Here is a 19,909-nt window from a genome sequence, read left to right as displayed (position 1 = left end):
TACTGAGTAGCCATGGCGGGACAGAAGATCCGCATCCGGCTCAAGGCCTACGACCACGAGGTCATCGACTCTTCGGCGAAGAAGATCGTCGAGACGGTGACTCGCACTGGTGCGTCGGTCGCGGGCCCGGTGCCGCTGCCCACTGAGAAGAACGTGTACTGCGTCATCAAGTCGCCGCACAAGTACAAGGACTCGCGCGAGCACTTCGAGATGCGCACGCACAAGCGCCTGATCGACATCCTCGACCCGACCCCCAAGACCGTTGACTCTCTGATGCGACTCGACCTCCCGGCCGGTGTCGACATCGAGATCAAGCTCTGAGGGCGGTGATCTGAAGATGACCAAGCAGATCAAGGGCATCCTGGGCGAGAAGCTCGGCATGACGCAGGTGTGGGACGAGAACAACCGTGTTGTTCCGGTCACCGTCGTCAAGGCCGGCCCCAACGTCGTCACCCAGGTCCGTACGAACGACGCCGACGGCTACGAGTCCGTCCAGATCGCGTTCGGCGAGATCGACCCGCGCAAGGTGAACAAGCCCCTCAAGGGCCACTTCGCCAAGGCCGACGTCACCCCCCGCCGCCACCTCGTCGAGATCCGCACGGCCGACGCCGCCGAGTACACGCTCGGTCAGGAAGTCACCGCCGAGGTCTTCGAGTCCGGCGTGAAGGTCGACGTCACCGGCAAGAGCAAGGGCAAGGGCTTCGCCGGTGTCATGAAGCGTCACAACTTCAAGGGCCTCGGCGCCGGACACGGCACCCAGCGCAAGCACCGCTCTCCCGGTTCCATCGGTGGCTGCGCCACCCCGGGCCGCGTGTTCAAGGGCCTCCGCATGGCCGGCCGCATGGGCAACGAGCGGGTCACCACCCAGAACCTGACCGTCCACGCCGTTGACGCGGAGAAGGGTCTGCTGCTCATCAAGGGCGCGGTTCCCGGTCCGAACGGCGGCCTCGTCCTGGTCCGCACTGCGGCCAAGGGGGCCTGAGGTAACCGATGAGCACTGTTGACATCCTTTCGCCTGCCGGCGAGAAGACCGGAAGCGTCGAGCTCCCCGCGGAGATCTTCGGCGTGGAGAAGATCAGCATCCCGCTGATCCACCAGGTCGTCGTCGCGCAGAACGCCGCTGCCCGTCAGGGCACGCACAAGACCAAGCGTCGCGGTGAGGTCCGTGGTGGCGGCAAGAAGCCGTACCGCCAGAAGGGCACCGGCCGCGCCCGCCAGGGTTCGACCCGTGCGCCGCAGTTCGCCGGCGGTGGCGTCGTCCACGGCCCGCAGCCGCGTGACTACTCGCAGCGGACCCCGAAGAAGATGAAGGCCGCGGCCCTGCGCCACGCCCTCACCGACCGGGCCCGCCACGACCGCATCCACGTCGTCACCGGCGTCATCGAGGGCGACAACCCGTCCACGAAGGCCGCCCGGACGCTGTTCGGCAAGATCTCGGAGCGCAAGAACCTGCTCCTGGTCGTCGACCGCGCCGACGAGGCCGCGTGGCTGTCCGCCCGCAACCTGCCCCAGATCCACATCCTGGAGCCGGGCCAGCTGAACACGTACGACGTTCTCGTCTCGGACGACGTGGTCTTCACCCAGGCCGCTTTCGAGTCCTTCGTGTCTGGCCCCAACAAGGCCGCTGACACCGAAGGGAGCGAAGCCTGATGGCTACGCGTCACCCGAGCATCGCCTCGAAGGCGGCCAAGGCCGCCAAGGCAGCGCGCGTCGCCAAGGCGCGTCGCCACGAGGCCGAGGGCAAGAACACCGTCGTCACGCCGGTCAGCAAGTCGTTCACGGACCCCCGTGACGTGCTGCTGAAGCCGGTCGTCTCCGAGAAGAGCTACGCGCTCCTCGACGAGAACAAGTACACGTTCGTCGTCGCGCCGGGCTCCAACAAGACCCAGATCAAGGAGGCCGTCCAGGCGGTCTTCTCGGTCAAGGTCACCGGCGTCAACACGATCAACCGCCAGGGCAAGCGGAAGCGGACCCGCACCGGCTTCGGCAAGCGTGCCGACAGCAAGCGCGCGATCGTGACCCTTGCCGAGGGCGACCGTATCGACATCTTCGGCGGTCCGACCTCCTGACGGAGGTCCGGATCGTCCGGAATCGGACGAGGACTGAGAAATGGGAATCCGCAAGTACAAGCCGACTACGCCGGGCCGTCGTGGCTCCAGCGTCGCCGACTTCGTCGAGGTCACGCGGTCCACGCCGGAGAAGTCGCTGGTCCGCCCGCTGCACAGCAAGGGCGGCCGTAACAACGCCGGTCGTGTGACCGTTCGCCACCAGGGTGGCGGACACAAGCGCGCCTACCGCGTGATCGACTTCCGTCGTCACGACAAGGACGGCGTGCCGGCGAAGGTCGCGCACATCGAGTACGACCCCAACCGCACCGCGCGCATCGCGCTGCTGCACTACGCCGACGGCGAGAAGCGCTACATCCTCGCCCCGCGCAACCTGCAGCAGGGTGACCGCGTCGAGAACGGTCCCGGGGCCGACATCAAGCCGGGCAACAACCTGGCGCTCCGCAACATCCCGGTCGGTACCACGATCCACGCGATCGAGCTCCGTCCCGGTGGCGGTGCCAAGTTCGCCCGCTCCGCCGGTGCCTCCGTGCAGCTGCTCGCGAAGGAGGGCCAGATGGCCCACCTGCGCATGCCGTCCGGAGAGATCCGCCTGGTCGACGTGCGCTGCCGCGCCACCGTCGGCGAGGTCGGCAACGCCGAGCAGAGCAACATCAACTGGGGCAAGGCGGGCCGTAAGCGCTGGCTGGGCGTTCGCCCGACCGTGCGTGGTGTGGTCATGAACCCGGTGGACCACCCGCACGGTGGTGGCGAAGGCCGTACCTCGGGTGGTCGCCACCCGGTGTCCCCGTGGGGCAAGAAGGAAGGCCGTACTCGTTCGCCCAAGAAGGCGTCGAACAAGTACATCGTCCGCCGCCGCAAGACGAACAAGAAGCGCTAAGGACGGGTTGAGATGCCTCGTAGCTTGAAGAAGGGACCCTTCGTCGACGACCACCTGATCAAGAAGGTGGACACGCAGAACGAAGCCGGTTCCAAGAACGTCATCAAGACCTGGTCCCGTCGCTCGATGATCGTCCCGGCGATGCTCGGCCACACGATCGCGGTGCACAACGGCAAGACCCACATCCCGGTGTTTGTCACCGAGTCCATGGTCGGCCACAAGCTCGGCGAGTTCTCGCCGACGCGCACCTTCCGGGGTCACGTCAAGGACGACCGGAAGTCGAAGCGCCGCTAGTCAGCGGGGTGTGAAAGATCATGACAAACACTGAAGGGACAACCATGGAAGCCAGGGCCCAGGCGCGGTACATCCGCGTCACGCCCATGAAGGCCCGCCGCGTGGTGGACCTCATCCGTGGCATGGATGCCACGGAGGCTCAGGCGGTCCTGCGTTTCGCCCCGCAGGCCGCGAGCGTGCCGGTCGGCAAGGTGCTGGACAGCGCCATTGCCAACGCCGCGCACAACTACGACCACACCGACGCCGACAGCCTCGTCATTTCCGAGGCCTACGTCGACGAGGGCCCGACCCTGAAGCGGTTCCGTCCGCGCGCCCAGGGCCGCGCCTACCGGATCCGCAAGCGGACCAGCCACATCACCGTGGTCGTCAGCAGCAAGGAAGGAACCCGGTAATGGGCCAGAAGGTAAACCCGCACGGGTTCCGGCTCGGTGTCACGACCGACTTCAAGTCGCGTTGGTACGCCGACAAGCTGTACAAGGACTACGTCAAGGAAGACGTCGCCATCCGTCGGATGATGACGTCCGGCATGGAGCGCGCCGGCATCTCGAAGGTTGAGATCGAGCGCACCCGTGACCGCGTGCGGGTGGACATCCACACCGCTCGTCCCGGCATCGTCATCGGCCGCCGCGGCGCCGAGGCCGACCGCATCCGCGGTGACCTGGAGAAGCTGACCGGCAAGCAGGTCCAGCTGAACATCCTCGAGGTCAAGAGCCCGGAGACGGACGCTCAGCTGGTGGCCCAGGCCGTCGCCGAGCAGCTCTCCTCCCGCGTCTCCTTCCGTCGTGCCATGCGCAAGAGCATGCAGGGCACGATGAAGGCCGGCGCCAAGGGCATCAAGATCCAGTGCGGTGGCCGCCTCGGTGGCGCCGAGATGTCCCGCTCGGAGTTCTACCGCGAGGGCCGTGTGCCCCTGCACACGCTCCGCGCGAACGTGGACTACGGCTTCTTCGAGGCCAAGACGACCTTCGGCCGCATCGGTGTGAAGGTCTGGATCTACAAGGGCGACGTCAAGAACATCGCCGAGGTCCGCGCCGAGAACGCCGCTGCCCGCGCCGGCAACCGCCCGGCCCGTGGTGGCAACGACCGCCCGGCCCGTGGTGGCCGCGGTGGCGAGCGTGGCGGTCGCGGTCGCAAGCCGCAGCAGCAGTCCGCGCCGGCTGCCGAGGCCCCCAAGGCCGAGGCTCCCGCCGCCGCTGCCGCTCCGGCTGAGAGCACCGGAACGGAGGCCTGACCGAAATGCTGATCCCCCGTAGGGTCAAGCACCGCAAGCAGCACCACCCGAAGCGCCGTGGTCAGGCCAAGGGCGGTACGACGGTTGCGTTCGGCGAGTACGGCATCCAGGCCCTCACGCCGGCGTACGTGACCAACCGCCAGATCGAGGCGGCCCGTATCGCGATGACCCGCCACATCAAGCGTGGCGGCAAGGTCTGGATCAACATCTACCCGGACCGCCCGCTCACGAAGAAGCCGGCCGAGACCCGCATGGGTTCCGGTAAGGGTTCCCCCGAGTGGTGGATCGCGAACGTGCACCCGGGCCGGGTCATGTTCGAGCTGTCCTACCCCAACGAGAAGATCGCCCGTGAGGCGCTGACTCGTGCGGCCCACAAGCTGCCGATGAAGTGCCGGATCGTCAAGCGCGAGGCAGGTGAAGCGTGATGTCGGCCGGTACCAAGGCGTCCGAGCTGCGCGAACTGGGTGACGAGGAGCTTCTGGCGAAGCTCCGCGAAGCCAAGGAAGAGCTGTTCAACCTCCGCTTCCAGGCGGCGACGGGTCAGCTCGAGAACCACGGTCGGCTCAAGGCCGTCCGCAAGGACATCGCGCGGATCTACACCCTGATGCGTGAGCGCGAGCTGGGCATCGAGACGGTGGAGAGCGCCTGATGAGCGAGAGCAACGTGACTGAAGAGACGAAGGCCGGCCGCGGCTTCCGCAAGACCCGTCAGGGTCTTGTCGTCAGCGACAAGATGGACAAGACCGTCGTCGTCGCCGTCGAGGACCGCGTGACCCACGCGCTGTACGGCAAGGTCATCCGCCGTACCAACAAGCTCAAGGCTCACGACGAGCAGAACGCCGCGGGCGTCGGCGACCGTGTCCTCCTCATGGAGACCCGGCCGCTGTCCGCGACGAAGCGCTGGCGCGTCGTCGAGGTCCTCGAGAAGGCCAAGTAATTCCTGCGGCCCTAAAAATATGTAGGGGCCCCGCAGGTCAGTTCCGCCAGGCTCGGCGAGAAGCGTGAAGCACTCACGCTTCTCGCCGGGAACCGGCAGACAATCAGGAGATAGACGTGATCCAGCAGGAGTCGCGGCTTCGTGTCGCCGACAACACGGGTGCGAAGGAAATTCTCACCATCCGTGTGCTCGGTGGCTCGGGCCGCCGCTACGCGGGTATCGGTGACGTCATCGTCGCCACCGTCAAGGACGCGATCCCCGGTGGCAACGTGAAGAAGGGTGACGTCGTCAAGGCGGTCATCGTTCGCACCGTCAAGGAGCGCCGCCGTCCGGACGGCTCGTACATCCGCTTCGACGAGAACGCCGCCGTCATTCTGAAGAACGACGGCGACCCTCGCGGCACCCGTATCTTCGGCCCGGTGGGCCGTGAGCTGCGCGAGAAGAAGTTCATGAAGATCATCTCCCTCGCGCCGGAGGTGCTGTGAGCATGAAGATCAAGAAGGGCGACCTGGTCCAGGTCATCACCGGTAAGGACAAGGGCAAGCAGGGCAAGGTCATCGCGGCCTTCCCCCGTGAGGACCGTGTCCTGGTCGAGGGTGTCAACCGGGTCAAGAAGCACACCAAGGCCGGGCCGACCGCTCGCGGTTCGCAGGCCGGCGGCATCGTGACCACCGAGGCCCCGATCCACGTCTCCAACGTCCAGCTGGTCGTGGAGAAGGACGGCAACAAGGTCGTCACGCGCGTCGGTTACCGCTTCGACGACGAGGGCAACAAGGTTCGCGTTGCCAAGCGGACGGGTGAGGACATCTGATGGCTACCACCACCACTCCGCGTCTGAAGACGAAGTACCGCGAGGAGATCGCGGGCAAGCTGCGTGAGGAGTTCTCCTACGAGAACGTCATGCAGATCCCCGGCCTCGTCAAGATCGTGGTCAACATGGGTGTGGGCGACGCCGCCCGCGACTCCAAGCTGATCGAGGGCGCCATCCGCGACCTCACCACGATCACCGGTCAGAAGCCGGCCGTCACCAAGGCCCGCAAGTCCATCGCGCAGTTCAAGCTGCGTGAGGGCCAGCCGATCGGTGCCCACGTCACGCTCCGTGGCGACCGCATGTGGGAGTTCCTGGACCGCACCCTGTCGCTCGCGCTGCCGCGCATCCGCGACTTCCGTGGTCTGTCCCCCAAGCAGTTCGACGGCCGTGGCAACTACACCTTCGGTCTCACCGAGCAGGTCATGTTCCACGAGATCGACCAGGACAAGATCGACCGCACCCGGGGTATGGACATCACCGTGGTGACCACGGCGACCAACGACGCTGAGGGCCGCGCGCTCCTTCGTCACCTCGGCTTCCCCTTCAAGGAGGCGTGAGCGAGATGGCGAAGAAGGCTCTGATTGCCAAGGCTGCTCGCAAGCCCAAGTTCGGTGTTCGTGGCTACACGCGCTGCCAGCGCTGCGGCCGTCCGCACTCCGTGTACCGCAAGTTCGGCCTGTGCCGCGTGTGCCTTCGTGAGATGGCTCACCGTGGCGAGCTGCCGGGCGTGACCAAGAGCTCCTGGTAATCCGGTAATTCCGGGTTATTCAGGCTCTCGGTAAGCATCTGGGTCGGCAGGGGCCCGCCCTCGCATGCATTAGGCTTGTGGGGTTGGGCGTCTGCCGCCCGTACGACTTACTACGCCGTAGGTCCACCGCGCCGCACCCGTCCCGTCTCGGATCGGGGAGAGGGATGGCGCACCAGGAAACCCCGGCGAGAGAGGCCGAAGGCCAATTCATGACCATGACTGATCCGATCGCAGACATGCTTACGCGTCTGCGGAACGCGAACTCGGCGTACCACGACTCCGTGACGATGCCGGCGTCCAAGATCAAGTCTCACATCGCGGAGATCCTCCAGCAGGAGGGCTTCATCACGGGCTGGAAGACCGAGGACGCCGAGGTTGGCAAGAACCTCGTCCTCGAGTTGAAGTTCGGCCCGAACCGTGAGCGCTCCATCGCGGGCATCAAGCGGATCTCCAAGCCCGGTCTCCGGGTGTACGCGAAGTCCACCAACCTGCCCAAGGTGCTGGGTGGCCTCGGCGTGGCGATCATCTCCACGTCGCACGGGCTCCTCACCGACAAGCAGGCCGGCAAGAAGGGCGTGGGTGGGGAAGTCCTCGCCTACGTCTGGTAGCGGAAGGGAACGGAGGAAACAGCTATGTCGCGCATCGGCAAGCTCCCCATCGCGGTTCCCGCCGGCGTGGACGTCACCATCGACGGCCGTACGGTTTCGGTCAAGGGCCCGAAGGGCTCGCTGACTCACACCGTCGTGGCGCCGATCGACATCGCCAAGGGTGAGGACGGCGTTCTGAACGTCACCCGCCCCAACGACGAGCGTCAGAGCAAGGCCCTGCACGGCCTGTCCCGCACGCTGGTGGCGAACATGATCACCGGCGTGACCCAGGGTTACGTGAAGAAGCTCGAGATCAGCGGTGTCGGTTACCGCGTGCTCGCCAAGGGTTCGAACCTGGAGTTCTCCCTCGGCTACAGCCACCCGATCCTGGTCGAGGCCCCCGAGGGCATCACCTTCAAGGTGGAGAACCCGACCCACTTCTCGGTCGAGGGCATCGACAAGCAGAAGGTCGGCGAGGTTGCGGCCAACATCCGCAAGCTGCGCAAGCCTGACCCGTACAAGGCCAAGGGCGTCAAGTACGAGGGCGAAGTCATCCGCCGCAAGGTCGGAAAGGCGGGTAAGTAAGCCATGGCATACGGACAGAAGATCCTCAAGGGCGACGCATACAAGCGCGCCGCGATCAAGCGCCGTCACATCCGGATTCGCAAGAATCTCTCGGGTACGGCGGAGCGTCCCCGTCTGGTCGTTACCCGTTCGAACCGCCACATCGTGGCCCAGGTGATCGACGACCTCAAGGGTCACACCCTTGCGTCGGCGTCCACCCTGGACACCTCGATCCGTGGCGGCGAGGCCGACAAGTCGGCGCAGGCCAAGCAGGTCGGCGCCCTGGTCGCCGAGCGTGCCAAGGCCGCGGGTGTCGAGGCCGTGGTCTTCGACCGCGGTGGCAACCAGTACGCCGGGCGCATCGCCGCCCTGGCGGACGCCGCCCGCGAAGCCGGTCTGAAGTTCTGACCCGGTTCCGTATCGCTAGCGGAAACAGAGAGAGGTAATTCCAATGGCTGGACCCCAGCGCCGCGGTGGCGGTGCCGGTGGCGGCGAGCGGCGGGACCGGAAGGGCCGTGACGGCGGCGCAGCTGCCGCCGAGAAGACCGCTTACGTTGAGCGCGTCGTCGCGATCAACCGCGTCGCCAAGGTTGTGAAGGGTGGTCGTCGCTTCAGCTTCACCGCGCTGGTCGTGGTGGGCGACGGTGACGGCACCGTGGGTGTCGGTTACGGCAAGGCCAAGGAGGTGCCGGCCGCCATCGCCAAGGGTGTTGAGGAGGCCAAGAAGCACTTCTTCAAGGTCCCCCGTATCCAGGGCACCATCCCGCACCCCATCCAGGGTGAGAAGGCTGCCGGCGTCGTGCTGCTCAAGCCCGCGTCCCCGGGTACCGGTGTTATCGCCGGTGGTCCGGTGCGTGCCGTGCTCGAGTGCGCCGGTATTCACGATGTGCTGTCGAAGTCTCTCGGCTCCGACAACCAGATCAACATCGTGCACGCGACCGTGGAGGCCCTCAAGGGCCTGCAGCGTCCCGAGGAGATCGCGGCCCGCCGTGGTCTGCCGCTCGAGGACGTCGCCCCCGCGGCTCTTCTCCGTGCACGTGCCGGGGCGGGTGCGTAATCATGGCGCAGCTCAAGATTACGCAGGTCAAGTCCTACATCGGCAGCAAGCAGAACCACCGTGACACCCTGCGTTCCCTTGGTCTCAAGGGGATCAACACGCAGGTCGTCAAGGAGGACCGCCCCGAGTTCCGCGGCATGGTGCACACCGTCCGCCACCTCGTGACGGTCGAGGAGGTCGACTGATCATGGGTGAGCAGAACCCGCTCAAGATCCACAACCTCCGTCCCGCCCCGGGCGCCAAGACCGCCAAGACCCGTGTCGGTCGTGGTGAGGCGTCGAAGGGTAAGACGGCCGGTCGTGGTACCAAGGGTACGAAGGCCCGTTACCAGGTTCCGGAGCGCTTCGAGGGTGGCCAGATGCCCCTCCACATGCGTCTTCCGAAGCTGAAGGGCTTCAAGAACCCGTTCAAGACCGAGTTCCAGGTCGTGAACCTCGACAAGCTGGCCGCGCTCTACCCCGAGGGTGGCGAGGTCACCGTCGAGGGTCTGGTGGCCAAGGGTGCCGTTCGCAAGAACAGCCTCGTCAAGGTCCTCGGCCAGGGCGAGATCTCCGTGGCGCTGCAGGTGACGGTCGACGCCGTCTCCGGCTCCGCCAAGGAGAAGATCACCGCCGCCGGCGGTACCGTCACCGAGCTCGTCTGAACCCTTCAGGCGTCTCGATGACTTGAGCGATCCCAACCGGGGATGCCCCACAAAAGGGGTATCCCCGGTTGGTCGTTCCTAGGGAAGTGCTCCCGCCGGTAAGGTGGCCTGCGCTGCCCTCTTTCACGGGTGCGTCACATGGGGCACCCTGGGCGGCAGTTGACCGTTACTTACTTAGTCGTCAGTCGAATCCTCAAGACCGTCACCCTTGACGCAGTAGCGCGGGGGTCGCAGGAGGCACCGTGCTCACCGCGTTCGCCCGGGCGTTCAAGACGCCCGACCTGCGCAAGAAGCTGCTCTTCACGCTCGGCATCATCGTGGTCTACCGGCTTGGTACCCACATCCCCATCCCAGGCGTCGATTACAAGAACGTCCAGGAGTGTGTGGACCAGGCGTCCGGCAACCAGGGCCTCTTCGGTCTGGTGAACATGTTCAGCGGCGGCGCCCTGCTGCAGATCACGGTCTTCGCGCTCGGCATCATGCCGTACATCACGGCGAGCATCATTCTGCAGCTGCTGACCGTGGTCATCCCGCGCCTGGAAGCCCTGAAGAAGGAGGGCCAGGCGGGCACGGCGAAGATCACGCAGTACACCCGCTACCTGACCATCGCGCTCGCCATCCTCCAGGGCACCGGCCTGGTGGCCACCGCCCGCAGCGGCGCCCTGTTCTCCGGCTGCACCGTCGCCGGCCAGATCGTCCCCGACCAGGCGATCTTCACCACCATCGTCATGGTGGTCACCATGACCGCCGGCACGGCCACCGTCATGTGGCTCGGCGAGCTGATCACCGACCGCGGTGTCGGCAACGGCATGTCGATCCTGATGTTCATCTCGATCGCCGCGACGTTCCCGTCCGCGCTGTGGGCCATCAAGACGGAGGGCGAGCTGGCGGACGGCTGGATCGAGTTCGGCATCGTCATGCTGGTCGGCTTCGTCATGGTCGGCCTGGTCGTCTTCGTGGAGCAGGCGCAGCGCCGCATCCCGGTGCAGTACGCGAAGCGCATGATCGGCCGCCGGTCCTACGGTGGTACGTCGACGTACATCCCGCTCAAGGTGAACCAGGCGGGCATCATCCCCGTCATCTTCGCCTCGTCGCTGCTCTACATCCCGGCGTTGATCGTCCAGTTCTCCGGATCGACCGCGGGCTGGGCCACCTGGATCCAGAAGAACCTGGCCGACCCCGAGGCGGCGTCGCACATCGTCCTGTACTTCCTCCTGATCGTGTTCTTCGCCTTCTTCTACGTGGCGATCTCGTTCAACCCCGAGGAAGTCGCGGACAACATGAAGAAGTATGGTGGGTTCATCCCGGGCATCCGGGCTGGCCGACCGACCGCTGAGTATCTGAGCTACGTACTCAACCGGATCACCTGGCCGGGTTCGCTGTATCTGGGCCTGATCTCTCTCGTACCGACAATGGCGTTGGCCGGTTTCGGGGCAAACCAGAACTTCCCGTTCGGCGGGACCAGCATCCTCATCATCGTGGGTGTGGGTCTTGAGACGGTGAAGCAGATCGAGAGCCAGCTCCAGCAGCGCAATTACGAAGGGTTCCTCCGCTGATGCGAATCGTCCTCGTCGGGCCGCCGGGTGCCGGTAAGGGAACGCAGGCCACCCGCCTTGCCGAGACGCTGCACATTCCGCACATCTCCACGGGTGACCTGTTCCGCGCCAACATCAGCCGGCAGACGGAGCTGGGCAAGCTCGCCAAGTCGTACATGGACGCCGGCAACCTCGTACCGGACGAGGTGACCATCGCCATGGCGAAGGACCGCATGGAGCAGCCCGACGCCGAGGGCGGCTTCCTGCTGGACGGCTTCCCGCGCAACGTCTCCCAGGCCGAGGCGCTGGACGAGCTCCTCGAGACCGAGGACATGAAGCTCGACGCGGTGCTGGACCTGGAGGCCCCGGAGGACGAGGTCGTCAAGCGGATCGCCGGTCGGCGGGTCTGCCGCAACGACTCCGCCCATGTCTTCCACGTGGCGTACACGCCGCCGAAGAAGGAGGGCGTCTGCGACGTCTGCGGCGGCGAGCTGTACCAGCGGGACGACGACTCCGAGGAGACGGTCCGCAAGCGGCTCGAGGTCTACCACACGCAGACCGAGCCCATCATCGACTACTACAAGGCGCAGGGCCTGGTCGTCACCATCGCGGCGACCGGACCGGTGGCCGAGGTCACGGGCCGTGCGCTGGAGGCGCTCAAGCGCGACCAGTAGTTCTTCCAGTCAGGCTGCAGCCGCGGTCCCCAGCTCAGGGGCCGCGGCTGTGCTGTGGGGTGGGGCCGGTCCCTGCCCCGTATCGTTGGAAGCGTTTCCCTTACTCTCCGGTCCAGAAAGGCCGCAGTCCCCATGGTGCAGATCAAGAGCCCCGAGCAGATCGCCAAGATGCGTGAGGCGGGGCTGGTCGTCGCCGCCATCCACGCGGCCACGCGCGAGGCGGCCGTGCCCGGCGCCACGACCAAGGACCTGGACCAGGTCGCCCGCAAGGTGCTCACGGAGTACAACGCCAAGCCGAACTTCCTCGGCTACGGCGGCTTCCCGGCGACCATCTGCACGTCCGTGAACGAGGTCGTCGTCCACGGCATCCCGTCCGACGACGTAGTCCTCAAGGACGGCGACGTCATCTCCATCGACTGCGGCGCGATCATCGACGGCTGGCACGGCGACGCCGCGTACACGGCCTTCGTCGGCTCCGGTCACTCCCCGGAGCTGGTCGAGCTGTCCCGGGTGACCGAGGAGTCGATGTGGGCGGGCATCGCGGCCATGAAGCAGGGCAACCGCCTCGTCGACGTCTCCCGGGCCATCGAGACGTACATCCGCCGCCAGCCGAAGCCCGGCGGCGGCAAGTACGGGATCATCGAGGAGTACGGGGGCCACGGCATCGGCACCGAGATGCACATGGACCCGCACCTGCTGAACTACGTCGACCGTCGGCGCGGCAAGGGTCCCAAGCTGGTCCCCGGCTTCTGCCTGGCCATCGAGCCGATGGTGTCCCTCGGCACCCCGCGCACCGAGGTCCTCGAGGACGAGTGGACGGTCATCACGACCGACGGCACCTGGTCCTCCCACTGGGAGCACTCGGTGGCCCTCACGGAACAGGGCCCGCTGGTCCTGACGTCCCCCGACGGCGGCAAGGCGAAGCTGGCGGAGCTGGGCGTCACGGCGGCGCCGGACCCGCTGGCCTGACCGGTGCCCGCGCCCACGACGGCCGGTCGGAGGCCGGCCCAGCCCTTCGAAGCTTGTGAGGCGCCCCTGGCGCCGAGCCCGCGAGAGGGGCGTCGGGGGAGGGGACGGCGGCAGGGCGAAGCTGGCGGAGCTGGGCGTCACGGCGGCGCCGGACCCGCTGGCGTGAGAGCTCTGTGCCGGGGCGGTTTCCGTCGCATAACGATCACCCCGGTGGGGCAGGCTACCTCGTTTCGCCTTTCCGGGTGTGCTGACGTAGACTGACTCGTCGGCTCTCGTGCACCCGCATGCCTGCATGCATTCGTACTGCGCAGGGGAGTCGATCAAGGTAGTCGATTCGAAGGGCGAAGCGTGGCCAAGAAGCAAGGTGCCATCGAGATCGAGGGCACTGTCGTCGAGTCTCTTCCGAACGCCATGTTCAGGGTCGAGCTCCAGAACGGCCACCAGGTCCTGGCACACATCAGCGGCAAGATGCGCATGCACTACATCCGCATCCTCCCTGACGACCGGGTCGTGGTGGAGCTGTCTCCGTACGACCTGACGCGTGGCCGGATCGTCTACCGGTACAAGTAGATCTTGCCCACGTCCCGCGTGTCTCTCACGCGGGGCCGCCGGCAACTGACCCGGAGAACCTCACACCCATGAAGGTCAAGCCGAGCGTCAAGAAGATCTGCGACAAGTGCAGGGTGATCCGCCGTCACGGTCGGGTCATGGTCATCTGCGACAACCCGCGCCACAAGCAGCGCCAGGGCTGACGTACGACCGTTCCCTCCGCGATTCGCAAGACTTCGCGCGACGCGAGCTGAATTGTTCATACGCAGGACCCGGACGCCCAGGCGTCCGACACCCCCGGTTCGGAGGCCGGGGACCCGTGCCGTACCAAATCTTCGACTGTGGCTGTGCCGCAGCGTGAGGAGGCCGGCGGCCGGAGACCGGTTCTGTGGAAGACCTCCGAAGATCAACTGGAGCCATTGAATGGCACGCGTTTCCGGTGTTGACATCCCGCGCGAAAAGCGCGTCGAGATCGCCCTCACCTACGTGTTCGGCATCGGCCGGACTCTCTCGCAGCAGACGCTGGCTGCCACAGAGGTGGACCCGAACACCCGTGTTCGTGACCTCACCGAGGAGCAGCTCGTCGCGATCCGCGAGTACGTCGACAACAACATCAAGACCGAGGGTGACCTCCGTCGCGAGGTCCAGGCCGACATCCGCCGCAAGGTCGAGATCGGCACCTACCAGGGTCTCCGCCACCGTCGCGGTCTGCCCGTCCGCGGTCAGCGCACCAGCACCAACGCGCGTACCCGCAAGGGCCCGCGTCGCGCCATCGCCGGCAAGAAGAAGCCGGGCAAGAAGTAGTCCGCAGCGGACTCGCCGTCCAGCGGTCTTCGCTGTAGGACCGACCACCTCCCGTAGGAGAACGACATGCCCCCCAAGGGACGTCAGGGCGCTGCCAAGAAGGTGCGCCGCAAGGAAAAGAAGAACGTCGCTCACGGCCACGCGCACATCAAGAGCACGTTCAACAACACGATCGTGTCCATCACGGACCCGACCGGCAACGTGATCTCCTGGGCCTCCGCCGGCCATGTCGGCTTCAAGGGCTCCCGGAAGTCCACGCCGTTCGCCGCGCAGATGGCCGCCGAGTCGGCTGCCCGCCGCGCTCAGGAGCACGGCATGCGCAAGGTCGACGTCTTCGTCAAGGGCCCGGGTTCCGGTCGTGAGACCGCCATCCGTTCGCTCCAGGCGACCGGCCTCGAGGTCGGCTCGATCCAGGACGTCACCCCGACGCCGCACAACGGCTGCCGTCCGCCGAAGCGCCGTCGCGTCTGATCCGTCGCGTCTCTCAAGACGCGCCTGATCTCGCTTCACCAGGGTTTCCGGGCGGTACGGCTCTTTCGGGTCGTATCGCCCGTACCCTTGCAGTAATAGTCGGGCGTCAAATAGCGGGCGCCCCTGACTGAAGGATCACCACATGCTGATCGCTCAGCGTCCCTCGTTGACCGAAGAGGTCGTCGACGAGTTCCGCTCCCGGTTCGTCATCGAGCCGCTGGAGCCGGGCTTCGGCTACACCCTCGGCAACTCCCTGCGCCGTACGCTCCTCTCCTCGATCCCGGGTGCGGCGGTCACGTCCATCCGCATCGACGGTGTCCTGCACGAGTTCACCACCGTGCCGGGCGTCAAGGAGGACGTCACCGACCTGATCCTCAACATCAAGCAGCTGGTCGTCTCCTCCGAGCACGACGAGCCCGTTGTGATGTATCTGCGCAAGCAGGGCCCGGGTCTGGTCACCGCCGCCGACATCGCGCCCCCGGCCGGTGTCGAGGTGCACAACCCCGACCTCGTCCTCGCCACGCTCAACGGCAAGGGCAAGCTGGAGATGGAGCTGACCGTCGAGCGCGGTCGCGGCTACGTCTCCGCCGTGCAGAACAAGCAGGTCGGTCAGGAGATCGGGCGCATCCCGGTCGACTCGATCTACTCGCCGGTTCTCAAGGTCACGTACAAGGTCGAGGCCACGCGTGTCGAGCAGCGCACCGACTTCGACAAGCTGATCGTCGACGTCGAGACCAAGCAGGCCATGCGTCCGCGCGACGCCATGGCGTCGGCCGGTAAGACCCTGGTCGAGCTGTTCGGTCTCGCCCGCGAGCTGAACATCGACGCCGAGGGCATCGACATGGGTCCGTCCCCGACGGACGCCGCGCTCGCCGCCGATCTGGCGCTGCCGATCGAGGAGCTGGAGCTCACCGTTCGGTCGTACAACTGCCTCAAGCGTGAGGGCATCCACTCCGTGGGTGAGCTGGTCGCGCGGTCCGAGGCGGACCTGCTCGACATCCGCAACTTCGGTGCGAAGTCGATCGACGAGGTCAAGGCCAAGCTCGCGGGTATGGGGCTGGCGCTGAAGGACTCGCCTCCCGGGTTCGACCCGACCGCCGCGGCGGACGCGTTCGGTGCCGATGACGACGCGGACGCGGGCTTCGTCGAGACCGAGCAGTACTGAGAGCTCGGTTCGACGGTTCGTTTTCGGCTGCCGGCCGGCTGTGGCTGGTCGCGCAGTTCCCCGCGCCCCTTTGGGGCGCGGGGTCTCCGACAGGCGACCGCCTGCTCGGATACTGACTTCGGTACCTGATACGGCCGGGGCAGACACCTAGGAGAAACATCATGCCGAAGCCCACCAAGGGTGCCCGTCTGGGCGGCAGCGCCGCGCACGAGAAGCTGCTCCTCGCGAACCTCGCGAAGAGCCTCTTCGAGCACGGCCGCATCACCACCACCGAGGCGAAGGCGCGCAAGCTGCGTCCGTACGCCGAGCGTCTGGTCACCAAGGCGAAGAAGGGCGACCTTCACAACCGCCGTCAGGTGCTCCAGGTGATCACGGACAAGAGCATCGTGCACACGCTCTTCACCGAGATCGGCCCGCGCTACGAGAACCGTCCCGGTGGCTACACCCGGATCACCAAGATCGGTAACCGCCGTGGCGACAACGCGCCCATGGCCGTCATCGAGCTGGTCGAGGCGCTGACCGTGGCGCAGGAGGCGACCGGCGAGGCCGAGGCCGCGACGAAGCGTGCCGCCAAGGACGCCGAGGCTGCTCCGGCTGCCGAGGAGACCAAGGTCGACACGGCCAAGGCCGACGACGAGGCCGCGGCCGAGGAGTCGAAGGACGCGTAAGCGTTCTGCCGGGGGCTGTGCGATGGCGGCTGCGGCTTCGTCGTGGCTTGTCGCGCAGTTCCCCGCGCCCCTTCCGGGGCGTTGCGGGTCCGTCCCTTTCGAGGGGCGGGCCCGCTTTCGTTTTGCTGAGAGGATCTCTGGGTGAGTGACGAAGTGGAGCCCGGGTTCGTACGGGTGCGGCTGGACCTGTCGTACGACGGGAGCGAGTTCTCCGGCTGGGCCAAGCAGGCCGGCGGGCGGCGGACCGTGCAGGGCGAGATCGAGGACGCGCTGCGGACGGTCACGCGGTCCCGTGAGACGTACGAGCTGACCGTGGCGGGGCGGACCGACGCCGGGGTGCACGCCCGGGGCCAGGTCGCCCACGTCGATCTGCCGCGCGAGGTCTGGGCCGAGCACAGCGCGAAGCTGCTCAAGCGGCTCGCCGGCCGGCTGTCCAGGGACGTACGGGTGTGGGCCCTGCGCGAGGCGCCCGCCGGCTTCAACGCCCGGTTCTCCGCGATCTGGCGGCGCTACGCCTACCGGGTCACCGACAATCCCGGCGGCGTCGACCCGCTGCTGCGCGGCCATGTCCTGTGGCACGACTGGCCCCTCGACGTGGACGCCATGAACGAGGCCGCCCGCGCGCTGCTGGGCGAGCACGACTTCGCCGCCTACTGCAAGAAGCGGGAGGGGGCCACGACCATCCGGACCCTCCAGGAGCTGAGCCTGGTGCGCGGTGCGGACGACGGGATCATCACCGCCACCGTCCGGGCCGACGCCTTCTGCCACAACATGGTGCGCTCCCTCATCGGGGCGCTGCTGTTCGTCGGCGACGGGCACCGGGGGCCCGACTGGCCGGGGAAGGTGCTCGCGGCCGGCGTACGGGACTCCGCCGTGCACGTCGTACGGCCGCACGGGCTGACGCTGGAGGAGGTCGGCTACCCGGCCGACGAGCTGCTGGCGGCCCGGAACAAGGAGGCGCGGAACCGGCGGTCCCTGCCGGCGGCCGGCTGCTGCTGAACGGACGGACGTCCGCGGGCGCCGGTCAGTCGCCCGCCCAGGTGCTGAGCAGTCCGGCCACCGCGTCCGCGGCCTCGTCGGCGTCCCGGCCGTCGCCCCGGGCGTCGGGTGCCAGCTCCAGGTGGACGAAGGTCGCGTGCTGCCGCTGGGCCGCGCGGCCCTGGACGTTAGTCGTGCCCTCCAGCGGACAGCGCGCCGACCAGCCCCGGCAGACCCGCAGCCCCTCCGACTCCATCCGGTCGGCCAGCGCGGAGACCTCGCCGGGGGCGCTCTCCGCGGCGCCCGTGGACAGTACGGCGTCGTAGCGGTCCGTGGTGGACTCGGCGAAACCGTGCAGCTGGATGCCGGGCACCCCGCGTTCCTGCAGCTCCAGGACGATGCCGTGGAAGGCGCTGTCCTCGCGGTGGGCGACGTCGGCGGCGGCTCCGCGCCCGGCCCGGCGGTGGGCGCCGGCCAGGACCAGCGCGCCGCCCGGGGTGTCCTCCAGCAGGCGCACGCCCAGCTCCTCGGTGTCCCGGTCGGAGACGGGATGCGGCACCTGTGCGCTCCAGCGGACGCGGGAGTCGGCGTTCAGGTACAGCCGGCCCCACCGGGCGCTCTCGCCGGAGCCGGTGGCAGCGACCTCGTCGTAGCGGCGGCCGGACTCGGTGTCGGTGAGCCGGGTGACGCCGAGACCGACCGGGGCGAGCAGCCGCTCGGCCTCCCGCGCGTCGCCCTCCAGCAGGCTGCCGACGCCCCGGGCCACCCGGGCGCGCTCCTCCTCGCCGGGCGGCGAATAGGGGCCGTCGGGGTCCAGATCCTTCGTGTACGACAGGACGCGGCTGCGCAGGTCGACCAGCTCGCGTGCGGTCGGGTCCGAGTCCTCCGCGGACGAGTCGGAGGACGCCTGACACCCGGTCAGCACCAGGAAGACACCTATCAGACCGAAAACGCACACAAAGCGTGACTGTCTTGTAATGGTAAAGACAGGGTGAGTTGTGAGGCCCATGTGAACATGTTTCGGTGACATTCCGTAAGTCTCTCCGTATGGGTCGTGCCGTGGCCATCTTGGTGGTTACCGCCACTCTGGCCACCGCGTGCGCCTCCGGGATCGTGGAGCCGCAGGCGAAGCCCGGCGGACGCTCGTTCACCGTGGCCGCCGCGGGTGACGTACTGATCCACCCCGAGTTGGTGGAGCAGGCGGCCGAGGACGCCGAGGAGACCGGCGAGGGCGAGGCCGGACTGGACTTCGGTCCGCTGCTCGCCGGGGTGAAGCCGGTCATCAGCGAGGCGGACCTGGCGATCTGTCACATGGAGACACCCGTCGGGAAGCCCAAGGGCCCCTTCCAGGGATACCCCGAGTTCCTGGTGCCGCCGCAGATCCTGACGGCCCTGAAGGACGTGGGGTACGACACCTGCTCCACGGCCTCCAATCACACCTTCGACCACGGTCTCAAGGCCGTACGGCGGACGCTGGACGCCATGGACGAGGTGGGCCTCGGGCACGCCGGTTCGGCGCGTACGTCCGAGGAAGCAGAGCAGATCAACATCCGGGACGTCAACGGCGTCAAGGTCGCGCATCTCGCGTACTCCTGGGAGTCCTTCCTCAACCCCACCCCCGAGAAGCAGAGCTGGGCCTTCAACCGGAGCAGCACCGAGGAGATCAAGAAGGACGAGAGCCGGGCCCGGAAGGCGGGGGCCGAGGTGGTGATCCTCTCGGTCCACTGGGGCCTGGAGCACTACAACGAGCCGAGCGTGCCGCAGTTGGAGCTGGCCCGACGGCTCACCGAGGAGACCGACATCGACCTGGTGATCGGACACCACGCACACGTGGTCCAGCCGATCCAGAAGGTGAACGGCACCTGGGTCGCCTACGGCCTCGGCAACCAGGTGGCCCGGCACTCCTCCCCGACCGGGCTGACCGAGGAGGGGGCCATCGGCTGGTTCGAGTTCCGGGAGACGACCGAGGGCGGCTGGGATGTCACCGCCCGCCACCGCACCACGCTGGTGGACATCCCGCCCGAGGTGGAGCCCGGTGAGGAACTGCCCGACGGCGCCGTCGAGGACCACCGGCTGGTGGACGTGCAGTACCAGCTCGACCACCCGGACGGCCTGTCCGAGGAGCGGCTCGCCCGCTACCGGCTGGCCGCCGACCGCACGCGCGGATTCCTCTACAACCGGGGCGCTCCCGGCGGCGACGGTCTGAAGCCGCTGACCCTGGAGGAGTGAGCAGCGCCACACCGCCTTCCGCGTCGAGGCCACAACCTTGCCAGCATTTA

33 protein-coding genes are annotated in these 19,909 nt (G+C 67.3%); 32 read left to right on the top strand and 1 reads right to left on the bottom strand.

The features are described 5' to 3' along the window. The first annotated feature begins 12 nt into the window (after positions 1-12). The 31 genes from rpsJ to truA all read left to right on the top strand — a co-directional run bounded on the left by rpsJ (position 13) and on the right by truA (position 17,651). Positions 13-321: a 30S ribosomal protein S10 gene (gene rpsJ, locus RI578_RS16120; protein ID WP_003948644.1), complete on the top strand. Its 309-nt coding sequence runs from the start codon at positions 13-15 to the stop codon at positions 319-321. 16 nt (positions 322-337) lie between these two features. Continuing rightward, a complete protein-coding gene (gene rplC, locus RI578_RS16115) occupies positions 338-982 on the top strand; it encodes a 50S ribosomal protein L3 (protein WP_210957939.1) in 645 nt (214 codons plus the stop codon). A gap of 8 nt (positions 983-990) precedes the next feature. After that, positions 991-1,650 (top strand): 50S ribosomal protein L4, encoded by a 660-nt coding sequence (gene rplD, locus RI578_RS16110; protein ID WP_310871732.1) that lies wholly within the window; start codon positions 991-993, stop codon positions 1,648-1,650. Beyond that, entirely contained in the window at positions 1,650-2,069 is a 420-nt protein-coding gene (gene rplW / locus RI578_RS16105; RefSeq protein ID WP_210957938.1) for a 50S ribosomal protein L23, read from the top strand. Before rplD ends, rplW begins: the two co-directional genes overlap by 1 nt. 40 nt (positions 2,070-2,109) lie before the next feature. Further along, positions 2,110-2,946 carry a 50S ribosomal protein L2 gene (gene rplB, locus RI578_RS16100; RefSeq protein WP_019329639.1) on the top strand — a complete coding sequence of 279 codons (837 nt, stop codon included), beginning with the start codon at positions 2,110-2,112 and terminating at the stop codon, positions 2,944-2,946. A 12-nt stretch (positions 2,947-2,958) separates the two neighbouring features. Further along, on the top strand, positions 2,959-3,240 hold the full coding sequence (rpsS, locus tag RI578_RS16095; protein WP_055418366.1) for a 30S ribosomal protein S19: 282 nt from the start codon (positions 2,959-2,961) through the stop codon (positions 3,238-3,240). Positions 3,241-3,284: 44 nt separating this feature from the next. Then, positions 3,285-3,632, top strand: coding sequence for a 50S ribosomal protein L22 (gene rplV / locus RI578_RS16090; protein ID WP_030619142.1), 348 nt, complete (start codon positions 3,285-3,287; stop codon positions 3,630-3,632). Beyond that, the gene (gene rpsC, locus RI578_RS16085; RefSeq protein ID WP_121748662.1) at positions 3,632-4,471 is read left to right on the top strand and encodes a 30S ribosomal protein S3; all 840 of its coding nucleotides are present in this window, start codon (positions 3,632-3,634) and stop codon (positions 4,469-4,471) included. Before rplV ends, rpsC begins: the two co-directional genes overlap by 1 nt. A 5-nt stretch (positions 4,472-4,476) precedes the next feature. Further along, complete coding sequence (gene rplP, locus RI578_RS16080) at positions 4,477-4,896, top strand: 50S ribosomal protein L16 (RefSeq protein WP_004927269.1); 420 nt, start codon at positions 4,477-4,479, stop codon at positions 4,894-4,896. Continuing rightward, positions 4,896-5,120 carry a 50S ribosomal protein L29 gene (gene rpmC / locus RI578_RS16075; RefSeq protein ID WP_003998824.1) on the top strand — a complete coding sequence of 75 codons (225 nt, stop codon included), beginning with the start codon at positions 4,896-4,898 and terminating at the stop codon, positions 5,118-5,120. The genes rplP and rpmC overlap by 1 nt, the downstream gene beginning before the upstream one ends. Continuing rightward, complete coding sequence (gene rpsQ, locus RI578_RS16070; protein WP_055418364.1) at positions 5,120-5,407, top strand: 30S ribosomal protein S17; 288 nt, start codon at positions 5,120-5,122, stop codon at positions 5,405-5,407. The genes rpmC and rpsQ overlap by 1 nt, the downstream gene beginning before the upstream one ends. Before the next feature lie 116 nt (positions 5,408-5,523). Then, entirely contained in the window at positions 5,524-5,892 is a 369-nt protein-coding gene (gene rplN, locus RI578_RS16065; protein WP_003974257.1) for a 50S ribosomal protein L14, read from the top strand. Positions 5,893-5,894: 2 nt separating this feature from the next. Next, on the top strand, positions 5,895-6,218 hold the full coding sequence (gene rplX, locus RI578_RS16060; protein WP_003974256.1) for a 50S ribosomal protein L24: 324 nt from the start codon (positions 5,895-5,897) through the stop codon (positions 6,216-6,218). Beyond that, on the top strand, positions 6,218-6,775 hold the full coding sequence (gene rplE / locus RI578_RS16055) for a 50S ribosomal protein L5 (protein ID WP_003974255.1): 558 nt from the start codon (positions 6,218-6,220) through the stop codon (positions 6,773-6,775). The genes rplX and rplE overlap by 1 nt, the downstream gene beginning before the upstream one ends. A 5-nt stretch (positions 6,776-6,780) precedes the next feature. Then, positions 6,781-6,966: a type Z 30S ribosomal protein S14 gene (locus RI578_RS16050; protein WP_003948630.1), complete on the top strand. Its 186-nt coding sequence runs from the start codon at positions 6,781-6,783 to the stop codon at positions 6,964-6,966. Positions 6,967-7,175: 209 nt separating this feature from the next. Continuing rightward, a complete protein-coding gene (rpsH, locus tag RI578_RS16045) occupies positions 7,176-7,574 on the top strand; it encodes a 30S ribosomal protein S8 (protein WP_026248232.1) in 399 nt (132 codons plus the stop codon). 24 nt (positions 7,575-7,598) lie between these two features. Next, the gene (gene rplF, locus RI578_RS16040) at positions 7,599-8,138 is read left to right on the top strand and encodes a 50S ribosomal protein L6 (protein ID WP_003974253.1); all 540 of its coding nucleotides are present in this window, start codon (positions 7,599-7,601) and stop codon (positions 8,136-8,138) included. Positions 8,139-8,141: 3 nt separating this feature from the next. Continuing rightward, on the top strand, positions 8,142-8,525 hold the full coding sequence (rplR, locus tag RI578_RS16035; protein WP_121748663.1) for a 50S ribosomal protein L18: 384 nt from the start codon (positions 8,142-8,144) through the stop codon (positions 8,523-8,525). A gap of 43 nt (positions 8,526-8,568) precedes the next feature. Further along, entirely contained in the window at positions 8,569-9,174 is a 606-nt protein-coding gene (rpsE, locus tag RI578_RS16030; RefSeq protein WP_004927232.1) for a 30S ribosomal protein S5, read from the top strand. Between the two features lie 2 nt (positions 9,175-9,176). Beyond that, positions 9,177-9,359 carry a 50S ribosomal protein L30 gene (gene rpmD / locus RI578_RS16025; protein WP_003974250.1) on the top strand — a complete coding sequence of 61 codons (183 nt, stop codon included), beginning with the start codon at positions 9,177-9,179 and terminating at the stop codon, positions 9,357-9,359. Between the two features lie 2 nt (positions 9,360-9,361). Continuing rightward, positions 9,362-9,817 (top strand): 50S ribosomal protein L15, encoded by a 456-nt coding sequence (gene rplO, locus RI578_RS16020; protein ID WP_043381011.1) that lies wholly within the window; start codon positions 9,362-9,364, stop codon positions 9,815-9,817. A 242-nt stretch (positions 9,818-10,059) separates the two neighbouring features. Further along, the gene (gene secY / locus RI578_RS16015; RefSeq protein WP_121748664.1) at positions 10,060-11,373 is read left to right on the top strand and encodes a preprotein translocase subunit SecY; all 1,314 of its coding nucleotides are present in this window, start codon (positions 10,060-10,062) and stop codon (positions 11,371-11,373) included. After that, complete coding sequence (locus tag RI578_RS16010) at positions 11,373-12,026, top strand: adenylate kinase (protein WP_310871731.1); 654 nt, start codon at positions 11,373-11,375, stop codon at positions 12,024-12,026. The genes secY and RI578_RS16010 overlap by 1 nt, the downstream gene beginning before the upstream one ends. Before the next feature lie 132 nt (positions 12,027-12,158). Continuing rightward, positions 12,159-12,995, top strand: a complete 837-nt coding sequence (gene map / locus RI578_RS16005; RefSeq protein ID WP_310871730.1) for a type I methionyl aminopeptidase — start codon at positions 12,159-12,161, stop codon at positions 12,993-12,995. A 348-nt stretch (positions 12,996-13,343) separates the two neighbouring features. Next, complete coding sequence (gene infA, locus RI578_RS16000; RefSeq protein WP_004927214.1) at positions 13,344-13,565, top strand: translation initiation factor IF-1; 222 nt, start codon at positions 13,344-13,346, stop codon at positions 13,563-13,565. Between the two features lie 68 nt (positions 13,566-13,633). Continuing rightward, positions 13,634-13,747, top strand: a complete 114-nt coding sequence (gene rpmJ, locus RI578_RS15995) for a 50S ribosomal protein L36 (RefSeq protein ID WP_003974245.1) — start codon at positions 13,634-13,636, stop codon at positions 13,745-13,747. A 220-nt stretch (positions 13,748-13,967) separates the two neighbouring features. After that, the gene (gene rpsM, locus RI578_RS15990) at positions 13,968-14,348 is read left to right on the top strand and encodes a 30S ribosomal protein S13 (protein WP_279560360.1); all 381 of its coding nucleotides are present in this window, start codon (positions 13,968-13,970) and stop codon (positions 14,346-14,348) included. A gap of 66 nt (positions 14,349-14,414) precedes the next feature. Beyond that, complete coding sequence (gene rpsK / locus RI578_RS15985) at positions 14,415-14,819, top strand: 30S ribosomal protein S11 (protein ID WP_003948617.1); 405 nt, start codon at positions 14,415-14,417, stop codon at positions 14,817-14,819. Positions 14,820-14,961: 142 nt separating this feature from the next. After that, entirely contained in the window at positions 14,962-15,984 is a 1,023-nt protein-coding gene (locus tag RI578_RS15980; RefSeq protein ID WP_003966937.1) for a DNA-directed RNA polymerase subunit alpha, read from the top strand. A gap of 161 nt (positions 15,985-16,145) precedes the next feature. Further along, positions 16,146-16,652 (top strand): 50S ribosomal protein L17, encoded by a 507-nt coding sequence (gene rplQ, locus RI578_RS15975; RefSeq protein WP_019329622.1) that lies wholly within the window; start codon positions 16,146-16,148, stop codon positions 16,650-16,652. Positions 16,653-16,793: 141 nt separating this feature from the next. Next, complete coding sequence (truA, locus tag RI578_RS15970; RefSeq protein ID WP_310871729.1) at positions 16,794-17,651, top strand: tRNA pseudouridine(38-40) synthase TruA; 858 nt, start codon at positions 16,794-16,796, stop codon at positions 17,649-17,651. A 25-nt stretch (positions 17,652-17,676) separates the two neighbouring features. On the opposite strand, the gene RI578_RS15965 is transcribed toward truA, so the two are convergent. Beyond that, the gene (locus RI578_RS15965) at positions 17,677-18,660 is read right to left on the bottom strand and encodes a hypothetical protein (RefSeq protein WP_399060319.1); all 984 of its coding nucleotides are present in this window, start codon (positions 18,658-18,660) and stop codon (positions 17,677-17,679) included. 17 nt (positions 18,661-18,677) lie between these two features. Here RI578_RS15965 and RI578_RS15960 point away from each other — a divergent pair, with 17 nt between their 5' ends. Continuing rightward, positions 18,678-19,859, top strand: coding sequence for a CapA family protein (locus tag RI578_RS15960; protein WP_310871727.1), 1,182 nt, complete (start codon positions 18,678-18,680; stop codon positions 19,857-19,859). The last annotated feature ends 50 nt before the right edge of the window (positions 19,860-19,909 follow it).

The organism is Streptomyces sp. BB1-1-1, assembly GCF_031597775.1.
GTDB lineage: Bacteria > Actinomycetota > Actinomycetes > Streptomycetales > Streptomycetaceae > Streptomyces > Streptomyces thinghirensis.
Note: the sequence above shows the minus strand (reverse complement) of the source record. Positions and strands in the feature narration are given on the sequence as shown.

Excerpts from the sequence above, each read along its gene's own strand:
- rpsJ (WP_003948644.1), top strand. The coding sequence starts at position 13 with ATGGCGGGACAGAAGATCCGCATCCGGCTCAAGGCCTACGACCACGAG.
- rplC (WP_210957939.1), top strand. The coding sequence starts at position 338 with ATGACCAAGCAGATCAAGGGCATCCTGGGCGAGAAGCTCGGCATGACG.
- rplD (WP_310871732.1), top strand. The coding sequence starts at position 991 with ATGAGCACTGTTGACATCCTTTCGCCTGCCGGCGAGAAGACCGGAAGC.
- rplW (WP_210957938.1), top strand. The coding sequence starts at position 1,650 with ATGGCTACGCGTCACCCGAGCATCGCCTCGAAGGCGGCCAAGGCCGCC.
- rplB (WP_019329639.1), top strand. The coding sequence starts at position 2,110 with ATGGGAATCCGCAAGTACAAGCCGACTACGCCGGGCCGTCGTGGCTCC.
- rpsS (WP_055418366.1), top strand. The coding sequence starts at position 2,959 with ATGCCTCGTAGCTTGAAGAAGGGACCCTTCGTCGACGACCACCTGATC.
- rplV (WP_030619142.1), top strand. The coding sequence starts at position 3,285 with ATGGAAGCCAGGGCCCAGGCGCGGTACATCCGCGTCACGCCCATGAAG.
- rpsC (WP_121748662.1), top strand. The coding sequence starts at position 3,632 with ATGGGCCAGAAGGTAAACCCGCACGGGTTCCGGCTCGGTGTCACGACC.
- rplP (WP_004927269.1), top strand. The coding sequence starts at position 4,477 with ATGCTGATCCCCCGTAGGGTCAAGCACCGCAAGCAGCACCACCCGAAG.
- rpmC (WP_003998824.1), top strand. The coding sequence starts at position 4,896 with ATGTCGGCCGGTACCAAGGCGTCCGAGCTGCGCGAACTGGGTGACGAG.
- rpsQ (WP_055418364.1), top strand. The coding sequence starts at position 5,120 with ATGAGCGAGAGCAACGTGACTGAAGAGACGAAGGCCGGCCGCGGCTTC.
- rplX (WP_003974256.1), top strand. The coding sequence starts at position 5,895 with ATGAAGATCAAGAAGGGCGACCTGGTCCAGGTCATCACCGGTAAGGAC.
- rplE (WP_003974255.1), top strand. The coding sequence starts at position 6,218 with ATGGCTACCACCACCACTCCGCGTCTGAAGACGAAGTACCGCGAGGAG.
- RI578_RS16050 (WP_003948630.1), top strand. The coding sequence starts at position 6,781 with ATGGCGAAGAAGGCTCTGATTGCCAAGGCTGCTCGCAAGCCCAAGTTC.
- rpsH (WP_026248232.1), top strand. The coding sequence starts at position 7,176 with ATGACCATGACTGATCCGATCGCAGACATGCTTACGCGTCTGCGGAAC.
- rplF (WP_003974253.1), top strand. The coding sequence starts at position 7,599 with ATGTCGCGCATCGGCAAGCTCCCCATCGCGGTTCCCGCCGGCGTGGAC.
- rplR (WP_121748663.1), top strand. The coding sequence starts at position 8,142 with ATGGCATACGGACAGAAGATCCTCAAGGGCGACGCATACAAGCGCGCC.
- rpsE (WP_004927232.1), top strand. The coding sequence starts at position 8,569 with ATGGCTGGACCCCAGCGCCGCGGTGGCGGTGCCGGTGGCGGCGAGCGG.
- rpmD (WP_003974250.1), top strand. The coding sequence starts at position 9,177 with ATGGCGCAGCTCAAGATTACGCAGGTCAAGTCCTACATCGGCAGCAAG.
- rplO (WP_043381011.1), top strand. The coding sequence starts at position 9,362 with ATGGGTGAGCAGAACCCGCTCAAGATCCACAACCTCCGTCCCGCCCCG.
- RI578_RS16010 (WP_310871731.1), top strand. The coding sequence starts at position 11,373 with ATGCGAATCGTCCTCGTCGGGCCGCCGGGTGCCGGTAAGGGAACGCAG.
- map (WP_310871730.1), top strand. The coding sequence starts at position 12,159 with ATGGTGCAGATCAAGAGCCCCGAGCAGATCGCCAAGATGCGTGAGGCG.
- rpmJ (WP_003974245.1), top strand. The coding sequence starts at position 13,634 with ATGAAGGTCAAGCCGAGCGTCAAGAAGATCTGCGACAAGTGCAGGGTG.
- rpsM (WP_279560360.1), top strand. The coding sequence starts at position 13,968 with ATGGCACGCGTTTCCGGTGTTGACATCCCGCGCGAAAAGCGCGTCGAG.
- rpsK (WP_003948617.1), top strand. The coding sequence starts at position 14,415 with ATGCCCCCCAAGGGACGTCAGGGCGCTGCCAAGAAGGTGCGCCGCAAG.
- RI578_RS15980 (WP_003966937.1), top strand. The coding sequence starts at position 14,962 with ATGCTGATCGCTCAGCGTCCCTCGTTGACCGAAGAGGTCGTCGACGAG.
- rplQ (WP_019329622.1), top strand. The coding sequence starts at position 16,146 with ATGCCGAAGCCCACCAAGGGTGCCCGTCTGGGCGGCAGCGCCGCGCAC.
- RI578_RS15965 (WP_399060319.1), bottom strand. The coding sequence starts at position 18,660 with ATGTCACCGAAACATGTTCACATGGGCCTCACAACTCACCCTGTCTTT.
- RI578_RS15960 (WP_310871727.1), top strand. The coding sequence starts at position 18,678 with ATGGGTCGTGCCGTGGCCATCTTGGTGGTTACCGCCACTCTGGCCACC.